The organism is Acinetobacter baretiae, assembly GCF_015627105.1.
Lineage (GTDB): Bacteria > Pseudomonadota > Gammaproteobacteria > Pseudomonadales > Moraxellaceae > Acinetobacter > Acinetobacter baretiae.
This window is the reverse complement of sequence record NZ_VTDM01000008.1, coordinates 93,373-118,461: the sequence shown is the minus strand read 5'-3', so window position 1 is coordinate 118,461 and position 25,089 is coordinate 93,373. Positions and strand designations below refer to the sequence as shown.

Below are 25,089 nucleotides of genomic sequence, written 5' to 3'. Positions count from 1 at the left end.
TAAGATAATCTTAAAATTCTACGCATTATATGCAAATATATCTTCAAATATACAATAAATCGATGATTTCACTCAGTTGCATCATCAGGCTCATTATGATCAGATTAAACACAACTCACACACCATCAAAACAATCGCACAAGTCGACACCCATACATTGCGCTTTAAAAACAGTAAAAGGCACACCTATTTAAAAATCAATACATAAATATACGACATTCCATTTTTCGTTGTTATAACATAACAAGCAAAAGAATCAGCTTACCTTAGTCTCTATGCAAAGAAAATATACATACACTTTCATCAGTTCAATTTGTATCAGTGCATTGAGCGCATGTGTATCACAGCCCCATTCGCCTGTCACTGTATCCAAAGTTGTGGTTCCTAGCATTGAAGTCCCATTAACACCCACAACAACCCCTCCAACCTTAACTACCCCCCCAATACTCAAAGTAACCACAACATTACAACCAACTACCTACACTTATTGGCTGAATCAAGGACAAAACCAACAGCGTTTAAATCAATACAAAAGTTATTTAAAACAAAAAAACGTTGAATTTATTGTTCCTGATTTTCAGATGCTACGTTCTGCTAGAGATTGGCAAAACTGTAATGATAGCGAATATAACGTCCCACCACCAAACGTCTGGGACTATGCTATTCCTACTTTACAACTTTTTAAAACACTCAAAGAACAAGGCATTATTTCTGCAAATAATATTGAGGTGACTTCAAGCTACAGATCACCTTTTTTAAATGCTTGTGCTGGAGGAGCTAAAAATTCAAGCCATGTTAAAAATTCAGCCATAGATTTTAGAATTGGGCCTGAAAACCCGACACCTGAAGACAGCTATACTATTCAACAAACGAAAATTGCCTTATGCCGTTTTTGGCAAACACAAGGTAAGAATTACAATATGGGCATTGGAATTTATGAATCGGGACAGATTCATATAGATACTTTAGGATTTAGAACATGGGGCTACAACCATAGTTGGCGCACCTCTTTATGTGGTGAAGCCATTCCTTAATTCAACCCATACATTTTATGTTATATTATAACATTACATAAAATGTATGACTAACCTATGATCAATATTCCAGATATTTCGAAACAACAAGAACCTCAATACCAAGTCCCACTCAACTGGGTGGGCATGGAAAAAATTTCTTTGCCGCTTACTCTAAACCATCAAACCGTGCTCAGTGATGTTGATATTTATATTAATTTGCCCAACGCACAGGTCAAAGGCATTCATATGTCTAGAGTATATTTACAACTTCAACAGCTCACCACAATTACAGCCTGTGCAATCAAAACACATCTCCATCGAATCATTCAAACACACCAAAAAGACCAAACCAATCAAGCTCGTTTAAATTTACACTTTAAATTACCAATACAACATCAAGCACTCAAAACCCCAATAATTAGTGGTTGGAAAGCTTATCCTATTTACATACAAGCAAATCTTAACCAAGATACCTTGACCTTGTCTTATACGGTACATATTGAATATTCATCCACATGTCCATGTTCAGCCGCACTTTCTAGACACATGATTCAAGATCAATTTGACCATGATTTTAAAACCGCTCATCACATCAAAAAAGAAGATATTCTGCACTGGATTTCAAAATATGGTAGTCAGGCCACACCACACAGTCAACGCAGTACAGCTTCAGTAACTATTCATAGTGAAACAGAAATTAATTTATATCAACTGATTCAAAATATTGAAAATACACTGCAAACAGCCACTCAAACAGCGGTTAAACGTGCTGATGAACAAGCTTTTGCACAGCGCAATGGAGAAAATTTAATGTTTGTAGAAGATGCAGCACGGCGCATTGGACAGACCTTAAAAACGTCTTATAGTGCATGGAGTATTAAAGTTACGCATTATGAAAGCCTACACTCACATAATGCTGTGGCTTATTTAGATCACACCATTGGTTAAACTGATGAGCTCAATAAATAACAAAACACTTATGTTGTAAAGATTAACTAATACGACGTTTTAAACCTGTGATTTGTAACACTCGTGTAGAAATTTCTTCAATCGACATTTCAGAAACATTTAAAAATGGAATACCTTCAGAAATATAAATTCCTTCAATGGCTCTAAGCTCCATTTGACACTGGTTATAACTGGCATAGCGGCTGCCCGCTTTTCTTTCCGTTCGGATCGCAACCAAGCGGTCAGCATCTATCATTAAACCAAACAGCTTAGACTTATGTTCACGCAATACTTTAGGTAAACGATTATCGTCAAGATCTTCTTCTGTGAGTGGATAATTGGCTACACGTATTCCAAATTGTAATGACAAATAAATGGCCGTTGGTGTTTTCCCTGAACGAGAAACCCCAATTAAAATAATATCTGCTTTATCATAATGTCGAGTACGTGCACCATCATCATTATCTAAAGCAAAATGTACAGCATCAATACGAGCTTTATAATATTCAGAATCGATCACTGCATGCGTTTGTCCGATTAAACTCGTTGGTGCAGTTTTTAATTCTTGTTCAAGTTTACTAATCATACCTTCAAAAACATCTAAATTGACTGCATTGGCTGTATTGATAATTTCTCGTACATGCGGGTTAACCAACGTATCAAATACTAGGGGTAACTCCCCTTCAACTTGCTGACATGCATTAATTTCTTGTACCACTTTTAAAGCATCTTCTTCAGATGAAATGTAAGGAATAATATGTACATTAAATTTTACATTTGGAAACTGAGCCAATAACGAATGGCCTAAAGTTTCAGCAGTAATTGCCGTTCCATCAGAAATAAAGAACACACTTCTTTCAATTTGTTGATTTTCAGGCATGAAAAGCTCCTCAAATATTTGTCATCATCGGCTATATTCTTTATAGTAAGCCCCATCTGATACAAGTATGTATGGCTTCGAGTAAAAAAGCCAAAAACTTTACTCTATTAAGATACTAGCGAACAAATAATATACTGCAAAAGTGGAGAAGCTACTTTGGAATCGCGCGTAATTGGTCTAGAAAAATTAGGAAAGCATGATGTTGAACTCGTAGGTGGGAAAAACTCATCTTTGGGGGAAATGATTAGTCATCTTTCTAGTGCTGGTGTATCTGTACCGGGAGGTTTTGCAACAACCGCAGCAGCATATCGTGAATTTCTTGAGCAAAGTGGTCTTAACTCAAAAATTCAAACAGCTCTAGACGCACTAGACGTTGATGATATTCAGGCACTGACTCAAACAGGTGCTCAAATCCGCCAATGGATTATTGAAACACCACTCACTGCATCACTTGAAAAAGATGTTCGAAACGCATTTAGTACCCTTGCAAGTGGTAATGCAGATATTGCTGTCGCTGTACGTTCATCTGCAACCGCAGAAGATCTACCAGATGCTTCTTTTGCAGGTCAACAAGAAACATTCTTAAATATTCGCGGCATTGACAACGTCTTGATTGCCATTAAAGAAGTGTTTGCATCACTATTTAATGACCGAGCTATTGCCTACCGTGTTCATCAAGGCTTTGATCACAAACTCGTTGCACTGTCTGCAGGTATTCAGCGTATGGTACGCTCTGAAACAGGAGCAGCGGGTGTCATGTTTACTCTAGATACCGAATCAGGTTTTAGAGATGTGGTGTTTATTACATCATCTTACGGCCTTGGTGAAATGGTTGTACAAGGTGCTGTTAACCCCGATGAGTTTTATCTATCTAAACCTCTTCTTACTGCTCAAAAACATGCTGTTGTACGCCGTAACCTAGGCTCAAAACACCAAAAAATGATTTATGGCGAAGAAGCTTCAGCAGGTAAATCTGTCTCTATTGTTGACGTCGAAAAACCAGAGCGCCAACAATTCTCTCTCACAGATGAAGAATTACACGAACTTGCAAAACAAGCCATGATCATCGAAAAACACTACGGTGCTCCAATGGACATCGAGTGGGCAAAAGATGGAGATGACGGCCGCTTATACATTGTTCAAGCGCGTCCAGAGACCGTTAAAAGCCGTCAAAACGTAAGTACGATGGAACGTTACCTATTAAAAGAAAAAGGCAATGTATTGGCTGAAGGTCGCTCAATTGGCCAAAGAATCGGTGCAGGTAAAGTTCGCATTGTCACTTCAATTGATGAAATGGACAAAGTTCAACCAGGTGATGTCCTTGTTTCAGACATGACGGATCCTGATTGGGAACCAGTCATGAAACGTGCATCTGCCATCATTACTAACCGTGGTGGTCGTACATGTCATGCTGCCATCATTGCACGTGAGCTAGGTGTCCCTGCGATTGTCGGCTGTGGCAATGCAACAGAATTACTCAGCGAAGGTCAGGATGTTACCGTCTCTTGTGCAGAGGGTGACACAGGTTTTATTTACGAAGGTCAACTCAACTTTGATATTCAACGTAATACCATTGACTCTATGCCAGCACTTCCATTTAAAGTCATGATGAATGTTGGTAACCCAGATCGTGCATTTGACTTTGCTCAAATTCCAAATGCAGGAATTGGTCTTGCACGTTTAGAGTTCATCATTAATCGAATGATTGGTGTACACCCTAAAGCATTGCTCAACTTAGAAAGTCTACCAAGAGAAGTTAAATCAACGATTTCTGCACGCATTGCAGGTTATCCTTCTGCAGTTGACTTCTATGTTGAAAAATTAGTCGAAGGAATCGCAACGCTAGCCTCTGCTTTTCATGACAAACCTGTCATTGTTCGCATGTCTGACTTTAAATCGAATGAATACGCCAACTTAATTGGGGGTAAACTTTACGAACCTGAAGAAGAAAACCCAATGCTTGGTTTTCGTGGTGCAAGTCGTTATGTCTCTGAAAACTTCCGTGATTGTTTCGAGCTTGAATGTCGTGCACTGAAAAAAGTACGCGATGAAATGGGCTTAACTAACGTACAAATCATGATTCCTTTTGTTCGTACAGTCAATGAAGCCAAAAGAGTGATTGAATTATTGGCTGAAAATGGCCTACATCGTGGTGAAAATGGCTTAAAAGTCATTATGATGTGTGAACTACCAACCAATGCATTGCTTGCAGATCAGTTTTTAGAACATTTCGATGGTTTCTCTATCGGCTCAAACGACTTAACACAGCTCACACTCGGCCTAGATCGTGACTCAGGCATTGTTTCACAATTATTTGATGAACGAGATGCTGCTGTTAAAGTATTGCTTTCTATGGCCATTCAAGCCTGTAAAAAAGCAAATAAATATGTAGGTATTTGTGGTCAAGGCCCATCTGATCACCCAGATCTTGCATATTGGCTGATGGAACAAGGCATTGAATCTGTATCACTAAACCCAGACTCGGTGTTAGATACATGGTTCTTCCTTGCCAAACAAGACAGTAAATCTCTTTAAGTTATCTTAAAAACGTGTTAAAAAAGACCCTTTCAAGGGTCTTTTTTAATGAGATTATAGTTTTATGCAAATTTATTTGGCTCGAAATAGTCAGCAAGCTGGACCATACTCCCTAGAGCAACTCAATCAAATGCTCCAAGATCAACAGATTTTACTGACTGATTTGGTATGGCATCAAGGCATGACTGAGTGGAAAACTCTCGGAGAACTCACCCGTGGGCAGCTACAATACCTCCCTCAAGGTTACCAATACAGCAATGAAAACGAACCTATTCAAACCAAACAATCAACGCATACAACTCTTGAACTAGCGAGTATTTCATCTCGAGCCGTTGCTAAAATCGTAGACATGCTCATTTTATTGTCCGCACTCATTGTCCCTTCATTTTTCATTAGTGAAGAAAATGCCAAGCAAATAGAATCTTTAGGAAATGGATTTAGTACAGCAGCACAAGAGCAACTCATTCAGTTAATACCAAGCCAAGCCTGGTTTGCCATGTTTATATACGTAATTATTGTTTTAGCAATTCAAGCATTCTTGCTCAATAAGTATGGGCAAAGTCTTGGAAAAATGATCACTAAAATAAAAATTATTGACCAAAAAACTGATGAAAAAGTCCCACTTACCCGTATTTTTCTTATTCGTAGTGTATTTTTTATTGTATTTAATCTTCTTTCAAGCCCTTTAATGAGTATTATTGACTATGCTTTCGCTCTTGGAAAAAATCGTCAAGCATTACATGATCGCTTAGCCAAAACAAAAGTGATTCGTATGAACAAAAATTAAACAAAAAAAATACCTTTAAAAAAAACGTAAAATAACAATAAGTCACTATTATATATACATATATACATAGGATTGCTTTAAATCCAACTTAAACTGTTGGATTTAAAACTCCTAACTTTAAAGCCTCTGAATGTAGCGTAGTTGATTAATATGAGGCATAATGCCCTATAAAGTAGCGGTGTAATAGACTTTAAATATTTAATGATAAAGTTACCGTCACTATAATCGCTATCCCATAGTTATAATCCAATATACATGGGCTCTCTTCACCGAGGTTGTAAAATGAGACAAACAATATTAGCTGTATTGTCTTTATCTGTGATTTCTGCACTTCTCAGTGGGTGTGGTGGTGATTTAGTACTTCTAAACTCAAAAGGTCCAGTTGCAGCAGGCCAAAGCGGCTTAATGATGACTGCAATTTACCTAATGCTATTGGTGGTCATTCCATCGATTATTATGGCTCTTTGGTTTGGTTGGAAATATCGCGCGTCAAATAAAGATGCAGACTATAAACCGACATGGGCGCACTCAACTGCGATTGAAATCGTTGTTTGGGGCATACCTATTATTATTATCGCTATATTGGCTTGGATGGCATGGTGGGGCTCTCACCAGTACGATCCATATAGACCGCTTGATGCAGAATCTGATAAGAAACCTGTAGATATTCAAGTGATCGCAGAACCGTTCAAATGGGTATTTGTATATCCTGAGCAAAAAATTGCAACGGTTAACGAACTGCGTTTCCCTGAACAAACACCGGTGCACTTTCATATCACTTCTGACTTTACAATGACGTCTTTCTTCATTCCACAGTTGGCAGGTCAAATATATGCAATGGCAGGTATGCAGACTCACCTACATGTTCTCGCGAATGAAGTTGGTATATTCCGTGGTTTCGCTTCAAACTACAATGGCTATGGTTTCTCACAAATGTACTTTAAAGCACATAGTGTGACTGAAACTGACTTTAAAAAATGGGTAAGTGACATTCAAGCTGGTAAAGGTATCGAAAACAATACATCAGCTGAACAAAAAGGCACTTTAGATTTTGCAACATTACAAGCGCTACGCGATGGTGAACGTTCGCATCACCAAATCGAAGCTATGTTAATGGATGCAAGAACACCTAAACAAAAAGAAATTGCCGAACAAGCTGAACGTATGGGCCCTTACCCAACGAAGCCACATCCTGTGACATACTATTCTTCAGTTGAACCAGATTTATTTAAAAAAGTTATTAATAAATACATGAGTAACTACTATGGTTCTCAGGGTTCTTCTCAAGCAAATATGCAACATGCAGCCTCTGCAGGAGAATAAAACATGGAGATGCTATTAGGTAAACTTGGATGGGGTGCTATTCCAAAAGAACCCATCGTAATTGTTACCGCAATCATTATGGCGCTTGGTGCTATTACTCTATTTACAGGAATCACCTACTTCAAAAAATGGGGATATCTGTGGAGAGAGTGGGCGACATCTGTAGACCATAAAAAAATTGGTATCATGTATATCATTGTATCCGTTGTCATGTTACTGCGTGGTTTTGCAGATGCATTTATGATGCGTTTACAACTATTCCTTGCAGGGAGTGGCGGTACAGGCTATTTACACCCAGACCACTACGATCAAATTTTCACCGCACATGGTGTAATTATGATCTTCTTTGTGGCAATGGGTCTTGTTGTTGGCTTAATGAACATCGTTGTACCATTACAAATTGGTGCACGCGACGTTGCCTTTCCAATTCTTAACCAATTTAGCTTTTGGTTATTTGCAGGTGCTGCAGCGCTAATTATGGCATCACTCGTACTTGGTGAGTTCGGTGCAACAGGTTGGCTTGCTTATCCACCATTATCAGGTATTCAATACTCACCAGGTGTTGGTGTCGACTATTGGATTTGGTCATTGCAAATTTCAGGGCTAGGCACGTTACTTACAGGGGTAAACTTCCTTGTAACAATCGTAAAAATGCGTACGCCTGGCATGAAACTCATGGATATGCCTATCTTTACATGGACAATTTTAGCAACATGTATCCTGATTGTTGCAACATTCCCTGTACTGACAGCAACCATTGCAATGCTCACACTTGACCGTTACTTTGATTTCCATTTCTTCACCAATGAGCTTGGCGGTAGTGCAATGCTCTATGTGAACTTGATTTGGACATGGGGTCACCCTGAAGTGTACATCTTAGTACTACCTGCTTTTGGTATTTACTCTGAAATTGTACCTACGTTTGCACGTAAAGCATTGTTTGGTTATAAAACCATGGTTTACGCAACACTAGCAATTGCTGTACTGTCGTTAATCGTTTGGTTACACCACTTCTTTACGATGGGTGCAGGTGCAAACGTGAATGCATTCTTTGGTATTATGACCATGGTTATTGCAATCCCAACAGGGGTTAAAATTTTCTCGTGGCTCTTTACCATGTACAAAGGTCGTATTACGTATACCTCACCTATGCTATGGACTTTAGGCTTCTTAGTCACTTTTGGTATTGGTGGTCTAACAGGCGTATTAATGGCTCTACCACCAGCCGATTTCTTGGTACATAACTCATTATTCTTAATCGCTCACTTCCATAACGTAATTATTGGTGGTGTCGTATTTGGACTATTTGCAGGTATTGTATTTTGGTGGCCAAAAATGTTTGGTTGGAAACTCAACGAAGCATGGGGCAAAGCATCATTTTGGTTATGGTTCATCGGTTTCTATTTTGCATTTATGCCGTTATATATCCTCGGTTTCATGGGTATGACACGTCGCTTAAGTACTTATGACAACCCAGAATGGACACCATATCTTGCAATTGCGATGATTGGTGCTGTTCTTATTGCATTAGCGATCGCATGTTTTATTATGCAAATCGTTGTTGGCTTCTTACAACGCAAAGACAACATGGATTACACAGGTGATGCATGGGGTGATGGCCGTACACTTGAATGGTCAACATCGTCACCAGCACCTTTTTATAACTTTGCATATTTACCACAAGGCGAACACATCGATCGTTTTTGGTTAGATAAAGAAAATGGTGTTGCTTATAACAAACCTGCAAAATATGAAGATGTTCATATGCCTACAAACCGCTCTGCTGGCTTTATTATGGCAATATTGATCACTCTTTTAGGTTTTGCGCTGATTTGGCATATTTGGTGGCTTGTAATTGTTTCTTTCGTAGCAACTATTATTACTTTAATCAATAGTAGTAACACTAAGAAAGTGGACTATTACGTTCCTGCTGCTGAAGTTGAGCGTATCGAAAATGAACGCTTTGCCATTTTAGAAAAACACTTGAAGAAGGACTAAAACATGGCTGAAGTACTTCATCACGGAAACAATAGTCATGATGAACATCATCATGACGATACAGACATTACTGTATTTGGTTTCTGGACTTACTTGATGAGCGATCTTGTGCTTTTCGGTACGCTCTTCATTGCATACGTGGTTTTACAATCACATATTCCAGCTGGAACGCCAACACCACATGAGTTATTTAGCGAATCTTTAAGCTTCGTTTTGGTTGAAACGTTTGCCCTGCTTATTTCGTCAGTTACATTTGGCTTTGCTGTGCTTGCACGGTATAAAAACAATGTAAATGGTGTTTTAACTTGGCTTATGATCACCTGTTTATTTGGTATGGCCTTTATTGGTATGGAACTTTACGAGTTCTATCACCTTGTTGAAGCTGGGCATGGACCAACACATAGTGCTTTCTTATCTGCATTCTTTACACTGGTGGGTACTCACGGTATTCACGTAACATCTGGTATTGTCTGGATGATTATTTTAATGCTGCAGATTAAGAAAAATGGTTTAACTTTGCCAAATACACGTCGTCTAGCTTGTCTAAGCCTTTTTTGGCACTTCTTAGACATCGTATGGATTTGTGTATTTAGTGTTGTTTACTTAATGGGAGCTATCTCATGAGTCATGATAATCACGCCTCTGGTGCATCACATGGAAGTATGAAGCAATATACAATTGGCTTCATTCTATCGATCATCTTAACTATCCTGCCTTTTGGTATGGTGATGACAGGTGGTTTTAGTAGAACATTTCTTCTTTCTGTGGTGGGAATTACTGCAATTATCCAAATTCTTGTTCAGTTAATCTTTTTCTTGCATATGAATGCATCAGAAGAGCAACGCTGGAATGTAATTGCTTTCATTTATACCATCTTAACGATCGCAATCTTGCTGATTGGTTCTGTATGGGTAATGAATTATCTTCACTACAACATGATGATCTAAACTGGTCGTCATGCTGAAAAAATATATAATCCTGACAAAACCAGGGATTATCTTTGGTAACTTCGTTACTACCTTGGGTGGCTTCTTCCTAGCCGCCCAAGGAAACATAGATATCCTTCTCCTCTTCGTCACACTCATTGGCACAAGTTTGGTTGTGGCATCGGGCTGTGTTATCAATAATTTTATCGACCAAGACATCGATCATAAAATGCACCGCACACAAAATCGTGCATTGGTGACAAAAACCATCTCTCCCACTGCTGCACTCATTTATGCATTTATTTTAGGTGTATGTGGTTTAACGATGTTATGGGTGTTTACAAATATTTATGCATTTGGAGCGGCTGTACTTGGTTTTATTGTGTATGTATTTTTCTATAGTCTTTGGTCAAAACGCACATCTATTCACCAAACAGTGATTGGTAGTATCTCAGGGGCTTGTCCACCTGTTGTTGGCTATACTGCTGTATCCCATTCTTTTGATATTGCGGCACTACTTGTATTTTTAGCGTATGGTTTATGGCAAATGCCACATTCTTGGGGTATAGCTATTTATCGCTTTGATGACTACAAAAATGCAAACATTCCTATCCTACCTGTTGCACGCTCAATTAAACGTACAAAAATAGAATCTTTTATTTACGTACTTTTATTTACAGCAGTTCTCAATGGTCTATATTGTTTTAATTATACAAATATATTTTTCTTAATTACATTCAATACCCTATGTGCTTATTGGATTTATTTATCGATTATTGGTTTTAAAACAAAAGATGATCAACTGTGGGCAAAACGCTATTTTCTTTATTCGGTGATTTTAATCACAGCTTTAAGTATTAGCTTAAGTTTCAGTTACCAATCTCCCGCTCCTCAACTACCTTTGTTTTAGAGCAATCAAAATAGAGTGGACGAACACTCTATTTTTATCTTATTTCCATCGATTTTTCATACATGACTTGAAAAAAAAATCAAATTCCTTTAGTATCTCGCTTCGCTTATGCGACATACTAAACTAATTAGTATGACTCCTTGCCTCTATGAATAAAGAGGCTGCACAATCCGTAAGGAGCTGACAATGCGTCACTACGAAATCGTACTTTTGGTACATCCTGACCAAAGCGATCAAGTGGTAGGTATGGTTGAACGCTATATCTCTCACATTAAAGAAGCTGAAGGTCAAATTCACCGCTTAGAAGATTGGGGCCGTCGCCAATTGGCATACCCTATCAATAAAATTCATAAAGCACATTACATTTTAATGAACGTTGAATGTGGTCAAACTACACTTGACGAATTAAATGAATTGTTCCGTTACAACGATGCCATTATCCGTAATGTCGTTATTCGTCGTGACAGCGCAATCACAGAAGAATCTTTGCTTGCAAAGAGTGCTGAAGAAAAGCGTGCTCGTAAAGCACAGCGTGAAGAAGCACAACATTCAACTCAAGACTCTGCTGAAGCATAAGGAGAACACACATGGCACGTTTTTACCGTCGTCGCAAGTTCTGTCGCTTCACAGCAGAGAAAGTTGCATACATCGACTATAAAGATATCGATACTTTAAAGCAGTACATCACTGAAAACGGCAAAATTGTTCCTAGCCGTATCACTGGTACTAAAGCACGCTATCAACGCCAACTAGCGCTTGCCATCAAACAAGCTCGTTTCTTGGCTTTGATTCCGTACACTGACAACCATAAGTGAGGTGAGCTGTGGACGTTATCTTATTACAACGTATTAAAAACCTTGGAAAACTAGGTGACAAAGTTTCAGTAAAAGCAGGTTACGGCCGTAACTATTTGATCCCTCAAGGTCAAGCGGTTGCTGCAACCGAAGCAAATACTGCTGCTTTTGAAGCACGTCGTGCTGAACTAGAAAAGCAAGAAGCTGAAGTACTTGGCGCAGCACAAGCACGTGCTGATCAATTAGACGAAGTAAATATCGTTATCACAGCAAAAGCTGGTGATGAAGGTAAACTCTTCGGTTCAATTGGTACTCGTGATATTGCTGATGCATTAACAAATGCTGGCTTAAGTGTTGATCGTGCGGAAGTACGCTTACCAAATGGCGCACTTCGTCATACTGGTGAATTCAACATCGCTATTCAATTACATCATGACGTTTCTGCAGACGTACTCGTAACTATCGTTTCTGAGTAAGTTTTCAGTCTAAAAAGAGCATGCATCTGCATGCTCTTTTTTTTGATCGCTAAAATTATTCGTAATACTAGTTTTTAATCCTATAAAAACTTATAATCTCAATCCGCTTCTATCTGCCTTTTATTTTAACAATTTGTCAGCACAAGGTTTTTTTATGTCTCAGGCAAATGCCAAAAACTCAGAGCAGTCTACCAACATCCCTTCTGAACAAAAAACAAGTAGCCAAATTAAAGAGTTACGTACACCACCACATAACCTATCTATAGAACAAGCTGTACTCACAGCACTAATGACAGTTGCTGAGTCATTTGAACAAGTCAGTGATATTTTAGAAGAAAATGACTTTTATGCCACACGACACAAATATATTTTTAGAGCCATTGAAAAACTTGCTCAAATGAACTCTCCTTACGATGCAGTACTTGTACATGATTGGTTAACCAATCAAAAACTTATTGAAAGTATTGGTGGCGAAAGCTATTTAATGCAGCTCATGTCTGACTCACCATCTAGTTTTTACAACTTAGAAACCTACGCTCAAAAAATTAAAGAATTTTCCACACTGCGCCATATGATTAAAGCAGGCAATGAAATTTTAATTAATGCCTATGACACAAAAGGGCGTAGCGTATCTGATATATTAGACATCGCAGAAAGTAATATTTTTTCCATTACAGAACAACATAATAATAATAAAAAATCTGTAGGCCCAAAACCAATTACGGCTGTTGTATCGAGTGTATTTAATAAATTAGATGAATTGTCACAGCTTGAAGGTAGTATCACAGGGCTTTCTACAGGGTTTATTGAATTAGACAATAAAACGTCAGGTATGCAAGCAGGTGATCTTATTATTGTTGCTGCACGTCCATCTATGGGTAAAACAACCTTTGCAATGAATCTTGTCGAAAGTGTATTATTCAACAGCAATTTACCTGCACTTGTATTTTCCATGGAAATGCCTGCAGATTCCATCGCTATGCGTATGATTTCATCGATTGGTAAAATACACCAAGGCCATTTACGCTCTGGAAAATTAGATGATGATGAATGGTCTAAAGTCACTGCGAGCATCTTACAACTTCAAGAAAAACTACTTTATATTGACGACTCATCAGCCCTCCCCCCTACAGAGCTTCGATCCAGAGCTAGACGTATTGCTAAACAACATGATGGTAAAATCGGTTGTATTATGGTCGATTATCTACAACTTATGAAAGTTCCTGGAATGGGTGATAACCGTGTGGGGGAAATTTCCGAAATTTCTCGAAGCTTAAAAGCTCTCGCTAAAGAAATGAACTGCCCTGTCATTGCGCTTTCACAGCTCAATCGAAGCTTAGAAAATAGACCAAATAAACGTCCAGTTATGTCAGATTTACGGGAATCTGGGGCAATTGAGCAAGATGCAGATTTAATTATGTTTATTTATCGGGATGAAGTTTACAATAAAGAATCTAAAGAAGCCGGTACAGCTGAAATTGTTATTGGCAAACAACGTAATGGCCCGATTGGAACCGTGAGATTATCATTTGAAGGGCAATATACTCGTTTTGGTAACTTATCACCAGAATACTACAATCAATTTGATGATGATGAGTAAGTACGTGAGAAATTTCACATTGTATATAGCCCTATCACATTAAATTAAGGTATGATTATCTGAAAATTTAGCATGATCATATCTATTTATTTCGTATGCCTACACAAGAAAAAGAAACATCTAATAGCTTATACAGACAGTGGCAAATTTTATCGCATCTCACGACAGGAAAATGGATAGGCACTCGACAGCTCGAATCCATATTACAGCGAGATGGTATTGACGTGAGTATGCGAACCATACAACGAGATCTGAACCAACTGTCTGAACGGTTTCCTATAGAAAAAAATAAAGAAGTTCCTCAAGGTTGGCGTTGGCGAGATGATGCCCCTATTCAGAGCCTACCACATATGACAAGCTCGCAAGCGGTCACGTTTATGATGGTCGAAGACCATTTAAAGCATTTATTGCCACCAAGTCTGATTGAGGAAATGAACCCGTGGTTTGATTTGGCAAGGCAAAGTTTATCTGAACAAAATAATGCACGCCAGTGGATTAATCGTGTCAGAATTGTACCTGCAACTCAGCCATTGATTCCTCCTATTGTTGATAAAAAAGCCCAACAAGCTATTTATGAAGGCTTATTACAAGACAAGCAAATTGAGGCTGTATATCGTAGTAGAACCAATCCCTCACAAGACAAAAAATACATCCTCAATCCCCTTGCATTGGTACAAAAAGGGGCAGTTATTTATCTGATCTGTACACGCCAAGATCACTCAGATATACAAACATTTGCATTACATCGATTTTCATTCACCAAAGTATTAGATATTCGGGCATTACACCCTGCCAATTTCAATATTGATGAATATATCGAGTCTGGCGCTTTAGGCTTTAGAGTTGAGCTCAACAAACCTACTCAAAACATACATTTAGAACTACATATGGATCATAGTATTTCACAAATGTTCTATGAAAGCCCCTTAAGTAAAGATCAAACATTAGAAATGATCGATGAATATACCACTCAAGTCACTGCAACGGTTCCATTTACATCGCAATTGGTATGGTGGCTTAGAAGCTTTGGTAAACGTATTTCATATATTGCTCCAGCCAATGTGGCTAAAGAAGTCTATGAACAATAAAAACTGCCCATATAGAGCAGTTTTTAAAGTATGGTCATGTTAAATGTTAAGCACTTTTTTGTTTAAAATGATTTTTGCGTACTGTAATCATAATCAATTGTACAGCGGCAGGTGTTACTCCCGGTATACGATTCGCTTGTGCCAATGTTTCAGGACGTACTGTTTTTAACTTTTGTGTAATCTCACGAGACAAGCCAGAGACAATATCATAGTCAAAATCTTCAGGGATTTTTGTTTCTTCCAAACGTTTAAGTTGTGCAACATCTTCTTGCTGACGATCAATATAACCTGCATATTTTACAGCAATTTCAATTTGTTCACCCACTTGCGCAGACACTGTTGAACCCGTTAATTCAGCAATATGAGAAAAATCGATTTTTGGACGTTTTAATAAATCAATCGCACTACACTCTTTACTTAAGTCAGCACCCGTCAAATCAACAAACTTTTTACCCATCGGGTTATTCGGTGCTGCCCATAAATGTTTTAATCTTGCCATTTCAGACTCAACTGCTTCCATTTTTTCACAATAAGCAGCCCAACGCACATCATCAACCAAGCCAAGCTCACGGCCAATTTTAGTTAAACGTTGATCTGCATTATCTTCGCGCAGCATCAAACGATATTCTGCACGAGATGTAAACATTCTATAAGGCTCTTTTGTTCCTAAAGTAATGAGATCATCCACGAGTACACCCATATAGGCTTGATCTCTTTGTGGTGCCCATTGTTCTTGATCCCATGCACGGCGTGCAGCGTTTAACCCCGCAAGAAGCCCTTGTGCACCTGCTTCTTCATAACCTGTTGTACCATTAATTTGACCTGCAAAATATAGATTTTGGATCGCCTTAGTTTCTAAAGTCATTTTAAGTGCTTGAGGATTAAAATAGTCATACTCAATGGCATAGCCCGGTCGCAAAATATGTGCATTTTCCATACCACGAATAGATCGAACCAATTGAAATTGCACGTCAAATGGTAAAGATGTCGAGATTCCATTTGGATATAACTCATGGGTAGTCAAACCCTCAGGCTCAATAAAGACTTGATGTGAATCTTTATCGGCAAAACGATGTATTTTATCTTCAATTGATGGACAATATCGTGGCCCAACACCTTCAATTACCCCAGTGTACATTGGGGAACGATCTAGGCCTTGGCGAATGATTTCATGTGTTTGTTCATTGGTATGTGTGATATAGCAATTGACTTGCTCTGGGTGCATCGAAGCATTGCCCATAAATGACATTGTTGGTGACGGAAAATCACCTGGCTGTGCAGTCATCACAGAAAAATCGACAGAACGTGCATCGATACGTGGAGGCGTACCTGTTTTTAAACGACCTACAGGTAAGTTCAGCTCTCTTAAACGAGATGCCAAAGCAATAGACGGTGGATCACCTGCGCGTCCACCACTTGATTTTTGCAAACCAATGTGAATAACACCACCTAAAAAAGTCCCTGTGGTCAAAACAACCGTTTTTGTGTCAAAGCGAATACCCATTTGAGTAACTACGCCTTTAACTGTGTCGCCTTCAACAATAATATCATCTGCAGCTTGCTGAAAAATATCTAAATTTGGTTGATTTTCTAAAGTATGACGAATCGCCGCTTTATATAAAATACGATCTGCTTGAGCACGTGTTGCGCGAACTGCGGCACCTTTTCTAGAGTTTAAAATACGAAATTGTATACCGCCTTGATCTGCTGCTAGTGCCATTGCACCACCAAGAGCATCAATTTCTCTGACTAAATGAGATTTACCAATACCACCAATAGCAGGATTACAACTCATCTGTCCCAAAGTTTCAATATTATGGGTTAGAAGTAAAGTCTGGCGTCCCATACGTGCAGCAGCAAGTGCAGCTTCGGTACCCGCATGACCACCACCAATCACGATAACATCGTAAACTTTTGGATAATGCATAATTATAAACATCGGCAATGAAAAGACCGAGCATTATATCAGAGTATTTTATGAGAAAAAAATATATTCTCAATCAAGCTTCATCTAACCCAATGCCGTTATGTATCAATGAAAATAGGGATAGATTAACAATAGCAATGAGTCATTGATTTAACATGTAAAATTCACAATACAGTATCTATGAAATATGGCATAATATAAAATTATATTATGGTATAAATTTAGGTATTTATTTGATGAATCTTGAGCGTGTTGATTTAAATTTACTTATCTACCTTGATGTATTACTTAGAGAAAAAAATGTTACTCGTGCTGCAGAACAGTTGGGTGTTACTCAGCCTGCCATGAGTAATATTTTACGCAGACTTCGAACATTGTTTAATGACCCTTTATTAATACGATCTTCTGAAGGCATGACACCTACAGAACGCGCCATTGAACTACAACCAAGAATACGCAGTGCACTTGCAGATTTGTCCACGATTTTAGAACCTCGAACTGAATTTAAACCATATAGTAGTCATCGTGTTTTTCGTATTATGACATCAGACTATGCAGAAGCGACATTGGTTCCCAAACTCATCAAAGCTTTACGTGCTGAAGCCCCTCATGTGGTACTAGATTTTCTCACCCCAAGTGATGTCTCTTATAGAGATATGGAGCAAGGCAAAGTAGACCTTGCCATTAATCGATTCAATGAAATTCCGCAGAGTTTTCATCAAGTTTTGGTTTGGCGTGATCGTTTCTCATGTTTAATGAATGCAAAACATCCATATGTAACCAATCTAAATCTTAAAAATTATCTTGATGCTGACCATATTTGGGTCTCAAAAACAGGAATGGGCATTGGATTTGGTGTCAATCCAGAAAAACAATCTGGCTTAGGTTGGATTGACCAAGCACTTGAACGTATTGGACAAAAACGTAAAATTTCTATTTTCACGCGCCATTATCAAATGCCTGCCCTCTTAGCAAGAAATGTCGATTTGATTGCCACACTCCCTACACGAATCGCCAATTTACAAAACACCAATACCGATCTTGTTATTCAAGATCCACCTTTTTACATTCCAGAAATTGAACTAAAAATGGCATGGTGCCCTCTTCTTCATCACCATCCTGCCCACCGTTGGCTCAGACAACTGATTTTATATGTTGCAAGGCAGATGGTTGAAGAAGAAAATAGAGAATTTCTCACAAAACACAAATCCCCTTCGCCTTACTCCATGTAATCATAGGGTACAATCAAAGATATGCAGTTCCCCTTTTTTATGTTAAAAAACATAAATAATGCAAAATTTATAAACATAGGTGCATTGTGACTTTCTTTCAAAGTATGATTATTATGGGCATACTCATGATCGGTGGTGGTTTTCTTGCCCTTGCCGAAATTGCTTTAGCAGGTGCCCGCAAAGTAAAATTAAAAATATTGGCTGAATCTGGCGATGAACGTGCGCAAAAAGTACTTGATGTACAAGCACAATCAGCAGATTTTTTTGCAGCGTCTCAGATTGGTTTAAATGCAGCAGCTATTTTAGGTGGTATTGTTGCTGAACCCGCTTTTCGTTCCTTTTTTGCAGATTTCCTTGCACAGTTTTTTGTCGGCGCATGGATTGAAAAAGCTGCTTTTGGCTTATCTTTCTTAGTTGTTACCATGGCATTCATTTTATTTGCCGACTTCATGCCTAAACGCCTTGCAATGATCGCACCAGAGAAAATTGCATTGTCTGTCATTAATCCTACCTTGGTTTACGTCAAACTGTGTACACCTTTAGCATGGGTCATTAATGCCATTAGTAATTTGCTGTTTAGATTGTTTAAAGTGAATACCATTCGTGAAGACAACGTGACTTTTGACGATATTGCTGCTGTCATGGAAGCAGGTGCTCAAGCAGGTGTATTACTCAAACAAGAACGACATTTTATTGAAAATGTTTTTGAACTTGAAGAACGTACAGTCCCTTCGAGTATGACCACACGTGAAAACATTGTATTTTTCACACTCACAGAATCTGAAGAAAGCATTCGACAAAAACTGGCGCAATATCCTTTCTCAAAATTTTTAGTATGTAACGAAACTATCGATCAAACGATTGGTTATGTTGATGCAAAAGATCTATTGGTTCGTATTTTAAATAATCAAAAACTCAACCAACTTAATGAATCTACAATTCGTAGTGTACTCACTATACCCGATACACTGACTTTATCTGAACTACTCGACCGTTTTAGAGCAAGCAAAGAAACCATTGCAGTCGTGATTAATGAATACGCATGGGTCGTTGGCTTTATTAGTTTAAATGATATTATGAGTACAGTCATGGGAGATTGGGTCACCCCAATGGATGAAGTTCAACAAATTATTAAACGAGATAATCATTCATGGCTGATTGAAGGGAGTACACCCATTGAAGACATGAAACATGCTTTAGATTTAGATGAATTGCCAGATGAAGAAAACTATGAAACAGTCGCGGGTTTTATGATGTACAAACTTAGAAAAGTACCTCGTCCTGCAGATTTTGTAGAATTCGACCACTTCAAATTTGAAGTTGTTGATGTAGATCATTATAAAATCGATCAACTACTTGTCACTCGTTTATCAGTCATTAATGAAAATATTATTATTCCCAATCAAACAGAATAATTTAAATAAAAAAAGCCCTCAAATTTGAGGGCTTTTTTATCATTACTTAAACTTCTTTACGGCGCATATGAGGAAATAATAAAACATCTCGAATACTGGCCGCATTTGCAAAAAGCATGACTAAACGGTCAATACCAATGCCTTGACCTGCTGTTGGAGGTAAACCATACTCTAATGCTTCCACAAAATCTGCATCATAATGCATTGCTTCATCATCACCTGCATCTTTTTCAGCAACCTGTGCTTGGAAACGTTCAGCTTGGTCAATAGGGTCATTTAACTCACTAAAACCATTGGCTAATTCACGCCCACCAATAAAGAACTCAAAACGGTCTGTGATGTGTGGATTATGGTCATTACGACGTGCCAATGGTGATGTTTCCGCTGGATACTCTGTAATAAACGTAGGTTGACGTAATTGTGTTTCTACAGTTTCTTCAAAGACAATGGTCTGTAGCTTACCTAAACCAAAGCCCGCTTTTACGTCCTCTTTGAGTTCGGTACGAATAAACTCAGCCAAAAACTCACGATCTGCGACATTTTCAGCGGTGAATTGCGGATTATGTTCTAAAATAGCATCAAACATAGAGATTTTTTTGTATGGGCCTTTAAAGTCAAATACTTCTTCGGCATACGGCACATCTGTAGAACCCAAAATATCAATGGCTAATTTTTCAAGCATATTCTCAGTTAATGCCATTAAATCTTTATAATCTGCATAGGCTTGATAAAACTCAATCATGGTAAATTCAGGATTGTGTCGCGTCGATACGCCTTCATTTCTAAAGTTACGGTTAATTTCAAACACACGCTCAAAACCACCAACAACCAAACGCTTCAAATATAACTCTGGGGCAATACGTAAAAATAAATCCATGTCTAACGCATTATGATGAGTCACAAATGGTTTAGCAGAAGCACCCCCGGGGATAATATGCATCATAGGTGTTTCAACTTCCATAAAGCGTTGATCCACTAGATATTGACGAATACCCGATACCACTTGAGCACGAATTTCAAATGTTTTACGTGTTTCTTCGTTAACGATAAGATCTAAATATCGTTTACGATACTTTGCTTCAGTATCACTTAATCCATGAAACTTATCTGGCAAAGGACGCAACGATTTCGTTAATAGTTCAAATGATTGTAAATGCACATACAAATCGCCTTTGCCTGAGCGACCAATGTAACCACTCGCTGCAACAATGTCTCCTAAATCTAATGATTTAATTGACTCAAGCTCTTCTTTGGGTAAGCCTTTACGGTCAACATACAACTGAATACGACCTGTCATATCTTGCAAAACCATAAAAGAGCCACGGTTTAGCATAATTCGACCTGCAACTTTCACATACACATGCTCAGCCGCTTCAATCTCTGCTTTTTCTACACCATCAAATTGTGATTGCAAGTCACCTGCATAATGCTCACGTTTAAACGTGTTTGGCCAAGGGCTTGTACCCTTTTCTTTCGCTTGTGCCTGAATCTGTTTTAGCTTGGCATGACGCTGTGCAATTAAATCGTTTTCGGAAATAGTGGGTTCAGAACTCGACTGAGCGTGTTGTTGCGCCATCTCTGCCTCTATAAAATATCAAAATAAATAAAGGCAATAGCATATCAGAATTCCCAGCTAATTTTCATCTCTTCTCAAGATTAGATTTAAAAACATTCTACAAAACAAACAAACTATTAGACTATTTGCTAAGTTTATCGCGCATTCAGACACGGTAAGCTAGCAACACAGCAGATTGTCTTCACTGGTCTATTCAAAGAAAGATAATAATGAAAATACAGCCCACAAAAACCGCAAAAATTTTATTTTTGCATGGTTTGGATTCATCTAAAGCATCAAAGAAATTTGATGCAATTGCATGTGAGCACAAATATTGTATTGATGTAGATTATCGCCATCTGAGCTTTCAAACTGTATTTGACTTATATGTAAATACCATTCGTACAATCAAACCGAATTTACTCATTGGTCATGGCATTGGTGGTTATTGGGCATTAAAAATGTCTTATTTTTTTAAATTACCCGCCATTATTGCTAACCCGAGTTTAAAACCACGTTTTAGAACAGACTATATAGATATACAAGATCACGATCTTGAGCACGATATACCACAGTTAGCATATATTGAACTTAATGATGAAGTTTTAAATATGCATGAAACAAAAACAATATTAGAACAGTTTATGTTCATTAAAGCCTATTCAGGAGGCTACCACCGCCTACAATACCCAGAAAATATTAATCCCTTGATTGATTTTTTCAAAGAAAACTATGGCATGGACAACATACAAATTGCTTAAAAAAAACACCCTTATTGGGTGTTTTTTTTAACATCATTTCACTTTATTTATCGGTTTCAAAAAGGGCAGCTACAAATGATTTTGCTGAAAATGGTCGTAAATCATCTATTTTCTCACCTACACCAATAAAGCGAATAGGCACTTGAGTTTGGCTTGCAATATTAAACAACACGCCACCTTTAGCTGTACCATCAAGTTTTGTAATTGTAATACCTGTTAAGCCAACCACATGATCGAACTCTTTCACCTGATTAATTGCATTTTGACCTGTTCCTGCATCCACCACCAACATAATTTCATGTGGAGCAGTCATATCGGCTTTTTGCATCACTCGTTTTACTTTTCGCAACTCTTCCATCAGGTTACTTTTATTATGTAAACGACCTGCAGTATCTGCAATTAAAACATCAATACCTTTGGCTTTTGCGCTTTCAAAAGCATCAAAGATCACCGATGCACTATCAGAACCATGCCCTTGAGCAACAACAGGAATTTGATTTCGCTCACCCCAGATTTGCAACTGCTCTGTGGCTGCCGCACGGAACGTATCACCTGCTGCAAGCATGACTTTTTGACCTTCACCTTGCAGTTTTTTAGCCAATTTACCAATCGTTGTCGTTTTACCTACGCCATTCACACCGACCACTAAAATTACATACGGTGTTTTTGTTTGATCAATGTGTAATGGTTTAACACATGGCTCAAGTAAGCTCACCAACTCTTCTTGTAAGGCTTTATACAAAGAATGTGAATAAATCAAATCACCACGTGCTGTACGTTCTGTTAAATTATTAATAATTCGTTTAGTCGCATCAACACCAATATCTGCAACAAGTAACTGTTCTTCAACTTCTTCTAATAATTCATCATCAATTTCTTTACCGCCAATTAAAATATTCACCATACCATCGGTGAAATTTTTTCTCGTCTTGCTCAAACCCTCTTTCATTCGCCCAAAAAAACCACCTTTAGGTTTTTCTTCTGATGGCTGTTGACGATCTGACAGCTCTTTTACAGGTTGTTCTACAATCGGGACATTCGCTACAGGTAAGCTAGGTAACGTGACATCATCATCACCGATCTCTGTATCAATTAAGAACTTGTTCGACACATTGTTTTGCTCTTGCATGCTGGTCCCTTGAAAAAACAGTGCATTATAAAAATGGTCATATTAACATAGATCAATTGTGCGTACCGACTCTTTCGCTCACAAGGTTGGCTCATTTAAGAGGTTTTAATTGTATTGCAGGATAACTTTTTATATTTTTTTGTTCGATGTGATATGCATGCAATAAACGAAAATATTCTCTTGTGGTCACCTGCTGTTTTTGCAATAACATGGTTGCCATAACTTCTGCATGAGGGTATTTCATCTGCATAGCAATCTGTTGTACTTTTGTATATTGTTGACCATTAATTGGTTTTTTAAGTAAAAAATAACTAAAAATAAATACACCGAGCACTAAAAATATCGGCATAAAACGATGTATATAGACTAAAGTCACTTGCAATGACTCAGTTTTAGGTAAAAACCGAATAAAATTAAACATGATAAACCTCTTATGAGTCAGTCTAATGCCAATACTTTACAACTACAAGACGACTTAGTCCTTTTAAAACAACATATCTTTATTTTGTATGTATCTGTTTTTTAATTACATCGTCTGCTTTACATAAAAAATGGAAACATTTGCTTAAAAATTTCTTAAGAATTTTGTTTAAAGGACTTTTTGTTTACTTATTATTCATGTAATATCAATTTTCTACTCAGCAACCCTACTATTGGGTTGACACAATCGTGTGAATGTAATATTAGTTTAACAAAATACGTTTAAATTAATATATACGACTAGGGCTTGTGAGAAGTCCTTAAAAATCATAATTAGAAAACTTAGGAGCTTAAATATGATTCAACAACTCTCTCAACATGATTTAGATCATGTATATACAACAGCAGTTCATACCATTCAATCACAAATGAATTTTATAGACGCTGTAACAGATTTAGAAAATGTTGCACGTGCTGGACATGGAAAATCTGCACTGTTCTTGGCTGAACTATATAACCAAGGTTTCCGTGTAGAGCGTGATAGCTATAAAGCACAATATTGGCAAAAGATGGCCACAATGGTCGCATAATAAAACGTCACCTCGGTGGCGTTTTATTTTGTCTATAATCTTGCTCGAGTAAAGCACTTTAAATTTACGCACGAGCTCTTCGAAATTTCATAATAAAAAAACCACACAACAAGCCAAGCCCCATCACAAAGACAATCGCTGCTGCATTAAACCAAATTAAGCTATGCTCTTTTGTTAACACACCAAACAACAATCCAAAAATTGCTGGGGAAAGCGCAGCATTATTGCCTTCCGACACGGTAGGTGTCACCAATAAAGAAAATAAAACTAAACAAGAAATTGCACAAAATTTAGAATATGGTTTAGTTATAAAATACCAGCTCAATAATACAATCAAGGTACCACCGCAATAAACAGAAATTGCAATTGCCCCTTCAGGAAACTGGTCAAGTACCGAAAGCCATTGATGCAAGACTCCTGTTTGCGTATTAAGCACCTCTTAACCCCTCTGGTTCTACCGCATTAGGATTAATCAACCCCTCAGGAGGCATTTGTATGAAAAAACCTTTGGTTTGCAATGAATCTAATACGTGTAATACATTGGCTCTGGCCAGTTTGCGTTCTTCCGTCAATGCTAAATGCATTACAAAAGTAGCACGGCCAAATGCTTTGCGCATCGCTTCAGGTAAAACGTCAAGTGGATCTTTTTCCTCAACCACTTGATTGTCGTGCTGATCTGCAACCACATAAACGTACATTTCTTCTTTTTTACTTGAGCGGTAAATATTACAGTGCATAGAATAGACTACCTACATTAAAATATTGTGTACAAAGACACT

General features: G+C 37.9%; 25 protein-coding genes. 18 read left to right on the top strand and 7 right to left on the bottom strand.

The window, feature by feature from the left end:
- Positions 1-326 precede the first annotated feature (326 nt).
- Entirely contained in the window at positions 327-1,034 is a 708-nt protein-coding gene (locus tag I2F17_RS04030) for a YcbK family protein (RefSeq protein ID WP_235985911.1), read from the top strand.
- Between the two features lie 57 nt (positions 1,035-1,091).
- Entirely contained in the window at positions 1,092-1,964 is an 873-nt protein-coding gene (gene folE2 / locus I2F17_RS04025) for a GTP cyclohydrolase FolE2 (RefSeq protein WP_213014427.1), read from the top strand.
- A 43-nt stretch (positions 1,965-2,007) separates the two neighbouring features.
- Here the strand turns inward: folE2 and ppsR are convergent, their stop codons facing one another.
- A complete protein-coding gene (gene ppsR / locus I2F17_RS04020; RefSeq protein ID WP_196422703.1) occupies positions 2,008-2,844 on the bottom strand; it encodes a posphoenolpyruvate synthetase regulatory kinase/phosphorylase PpsR in 837 nt (278 codons plus the stop codon).
- Between the two features lie 156 nt (positions 2,845-3,000).
- Here ppsR and ppsA point away from each other — a divergent pair, with 156 nt between their 5' ends.
- The 12 genes from ppsA (at position 3,001) to I2F17_RS03960 (ending at position 15,281) form a co-directional block, all read left to right on the top strand.
- The gene (gene ppsA, locus I2F17_RS04015) at positions 3,001-5,379 is read left to right on the top strand and encodes a phosphoenolpyruvate synthase (RefSeq protein WP_211139138.1); all 2,379 of its coding nucleotides are present in this window, start codon (positions 3,001-3,003) and stop codon (positions 5,377-5,379) included.
- 64 nt (positions 5,380-5,443) lie between these two features.
- Complete coding sequence (locus I2F17_RS04010) at positions 5,444-6,166, top strand: RDD family protein (RefSeq protein ID WP_211139137.1); 723 nt, start codon at positions 5,444-5,446, stop codon at positions 6,164-6,166.
- Between the two features lie 282 nt (positions 6,167-6,448).
- The gene (gene cyoA / locus I2F17_RS04005; protein ID WP_196422700.1) at positions 6,449-7,489 is read left to right on the top strand and encodes a ubiquinol oxidase subunit II; all 1,041 of its coding nucleotides are present in this window, start codon (positions 6,449-6,451) and stop codon (positions 7,487-7,489) included.
- Positions 7,490-7,492: 3 nt separating this feature from the next.
- A complete protein-coding gene (gene cyoB, locus I2F17_RS04000; protein ID WP_196422699.1) occupies positions 7,493-9,487 on the top strand; it encodes a cytochrome o ubiquinol oxidase subunit I in 1,995 nt (664 codons plus the stop codon).
- A gap of 3 nt (positions 9,488-9,490) precedes the next feature.
- A complete protein-coding gene (cyoC, locus tag I2F17_RS03995) occupies positions 9,491-10,111 on the top strand; it encodes a cytochrome o ubiquinol oxidase subunit III (RefSeq protein WP_196422698.1) in 621 nt (206 codons plus the stop codon).
- On the top strand, positions 10,108-10,434 hold the full coding sequence (locus I2F17_RS03990) for a cytochrome o ubiquinol oxidase subunit IV (RefSeq protein ID WP_211139136.1): 327 nt from the start codon (positions 10,108-10,110) through the stop codon (positions 10,432-10,434). The genes cyoC and I2F17_RS03990 overlap by 4 nt, the downstream gene beginning before the upstream one ends.
- A 10-nt stretch (positions 10,435-10,444) precedes the next feature.
- Positions 10,445-11,323, top strand: a complete 879-nt coding sequence (cyoE, locus tag I2F17_RS03985; RefSeq protein ID WP_196422696.1) for a heme o synthase — start codon at positions 10,445-10,447, stop codon at positions 11,321-11,323.
- A gap of 186 nt (positions 11,324-11,509) precedes the next feature.
- Positions 11,510-11,899 (top strand): 30S ribosomal protein S6, encoded by a 390-nt coding sequence (rpsF, locus tag I2F17_RS03980; protein WP_196422695.1) that lies wholly within the window; start codon positions 11,510-11,512, stop codon positions 11,897-11,899.
- Positions 11,900-11,910: 11 nt separating this feature from the next.
- The gene (rpsR, locus tag I2F17_RS03975) at positions 11,911-12,138 is read left to right on the top strand and encodes a 30S ribosomal protein S18 (protein WP_092748871.1); all 228 of its coding nucleotides are present in this window, start codon (positions 11,911-11,913) and stop codon (positions 12,136-12,138) included.
- Positions 12,139-12,146: 8 nt separating this feature from the next.
- On the top strand, positions 12,147-12,593 hold the full coding sequence (gene rplI, locus I2F17_RS03970) for a 50S ribosomal protein L9 (RefSeq protein ID WP_211139135.1): 447 nt from the start codon (positions 12,147-12,149) through the stop codon (positions 12,591-12,593).
- Positions 12,594-12,747: 154 nt separating this feature from the next.
- Positions 12,748-14,193, top strand: a complete 1,446-nt coding sequence (gene dnaB / locus I2F17_RS03965) for a replicative DNA helicase (RefSeq protein WP_196422693.1) — start codon at positions 12,748-12,750, stop codon at positions 14,191-14,193.
- Between the two features lie 95 nt (positions 14,194-14,288).
- Positions 14,289-15,281 carry a helix-turn-helix transcriptional regulator gene (locus tag I2F17_RS03960; RefSeq protein ID WP_196422692.1) on the top strand — a complete coding sequence of 331 codons (993 nt, stop codon included), beginning with the start codon at positions 14,289-14,291 and terminating at the stop codon, positions 15,279-15,281.
- Positions 15,282-15,327: 46 nt separating this feature from the next.
- Here the strand turns inward: I2F17_RS03960 and mnmG are convergent, their stop codons facing one another.
- Entirely contained in the window at positions 15,328-17,208 is a 1,881-nt protein-coding gene (gene mnmG / locus I2F17_RS03955) for a tRNA uridine-5-carboxymethylaminomethyl(34) synthesis enzyme MnmG (RefSeq protein WP_211139134.1), read from the bottom strand.
- A 236-nt stretch (positions 17,209-17,444) separates the two neighbouring features.
- Here mnmG and I2F17_RS03950 point away from each other — a divergent pair, with 236 nt between their 5' ends.
- On the top strand, positions 17,445-18,440 hold the full coding sequence (locus I2F17_RS03950; protein WP_196422690.1) for a LysR family transcriptional regulator: 996 nt from the start codon (positions 17,445-17,447) through the stop codon (positions 18,438-18,440).
- A gap of 86 nt (positions 18,441-18,526) precedes the next feature.
- Entirely contained in the window at positions 18,527-19,855 is a 1,329-nt protein-coding gene (locus tag I2F17_RS03945; RefSeq protein ID WP_196422689.1) for a hemolysin family protein, read from the top strand.
- A 46-nt stretch (positions 19,856-19,901) separates the two neighbouring features.
- Here the strand turns inward: I2F17_RS03945 and lysS are convergent, their stop codons facing one another.
- Positions 19,902-21,431, bottom strand: coding sequence for a lysine--tRNA ligase (gene lysS / locus I2F17_RS03940; RefSeq protein ID WP_196422688.1), 1,530 nt, complete (start codon positions 21,429-21,431; stop codon positions 19,902-19,904).
- Positions 21,432-21,640: 209 nt separating this feature from the next.
- On the opposite strand from lysS, the gene I2F17_RS03935 reads away from it, so the two are divergent.
- Positions 21,641-22,171, top strand: coding sequence for a YqiA/YcfP family alpha/beta fold hydrolase (locus I2F17_RS03935; RefSeq protein ID WP_196422687.1), 531 nt, complete (start codon positions 21,641-21,643; stop codon positions 22,169-22,171).
- Between the two features lie 43 nt (positions 22,172-22,214).
- Here the strand turns inward: I2F17_RS03935 and ftsY are convergent, their stop codons facing one another.
- Together ftsY and I2F17_RS03925 are read right to left on the bottom strand one after the other, a co-directional pair.
- Complete coding sequence (ftsY, locus tag I2F17_RS03930; RefSeq protein WP_196422686.1) at positions 22,215-23,300, bottom strand: signal recognition particle-docking protein FtsY; 1,086 nt, start codon at positions 23,298-23,300, stop codon at positions 22,215-22,217.
- Positions 23,301-23,391: 91 nt separating this feature from the next.
- Positions 23,392-23,721: a hypothetical protein gene (locus I2F17_RS03925; RefSeq protein ID WP_196422685.1), complete on the bottom strand. Its 330-nt coding sequence runs from the start codon at positions 23,719-23,721 to the stop codon at positions 23,392-23,394.
- Positions 23,722-24,076: 355 nt separating this feature from the next.
- On the opposite strand from I2F17_RS03925, the gene I2F17_RS03920 reads away from it, so the two are divergent.
- Complete coding sequence (locus I2F17_RS03920; RefSeq protein WP_196422684.1) at positions 24,077-24,310, top strand: hypothetical protein; 234 nt, start codon at positions 24,077-24,079, stop codon at positions 24,308-24,310.
- 64 nt (positions 24,311-24,374) lie between these two features.
- Here I2F17_RS03920 and I2F17_RS03915 read toward each other — a convergent pair whose 3' ends face one another.
- On the bottom strand, positions 24,375-24,746 hold the full coding sequence (locus tag I2F17_RS03915) for a hypothetical protein (RefSeq protein ID WP_196422683.1): 372 nt from the start codon (positions 24,744-24,746) through the stop codon (positions 24,375-24,377).
- Positions 24,739-25,047: a YcgL domain-containing protein gene (locus tag I2F17_RS03910; protein WP_196422682.1), complete on the bottom strand. Its 309-nt coding sequence runs from the start codon at positions 25,045-25,047 to the stop codon at positions 24,739-24,741. The genes I2F17_RS03915 and I2F17_RS03910 overlap by 8 nt, the downstream gene beginning before the upstream one ends.
- Between the last annotated feature and the right edge of the window lie 42 nt (positions 25,048-25,089).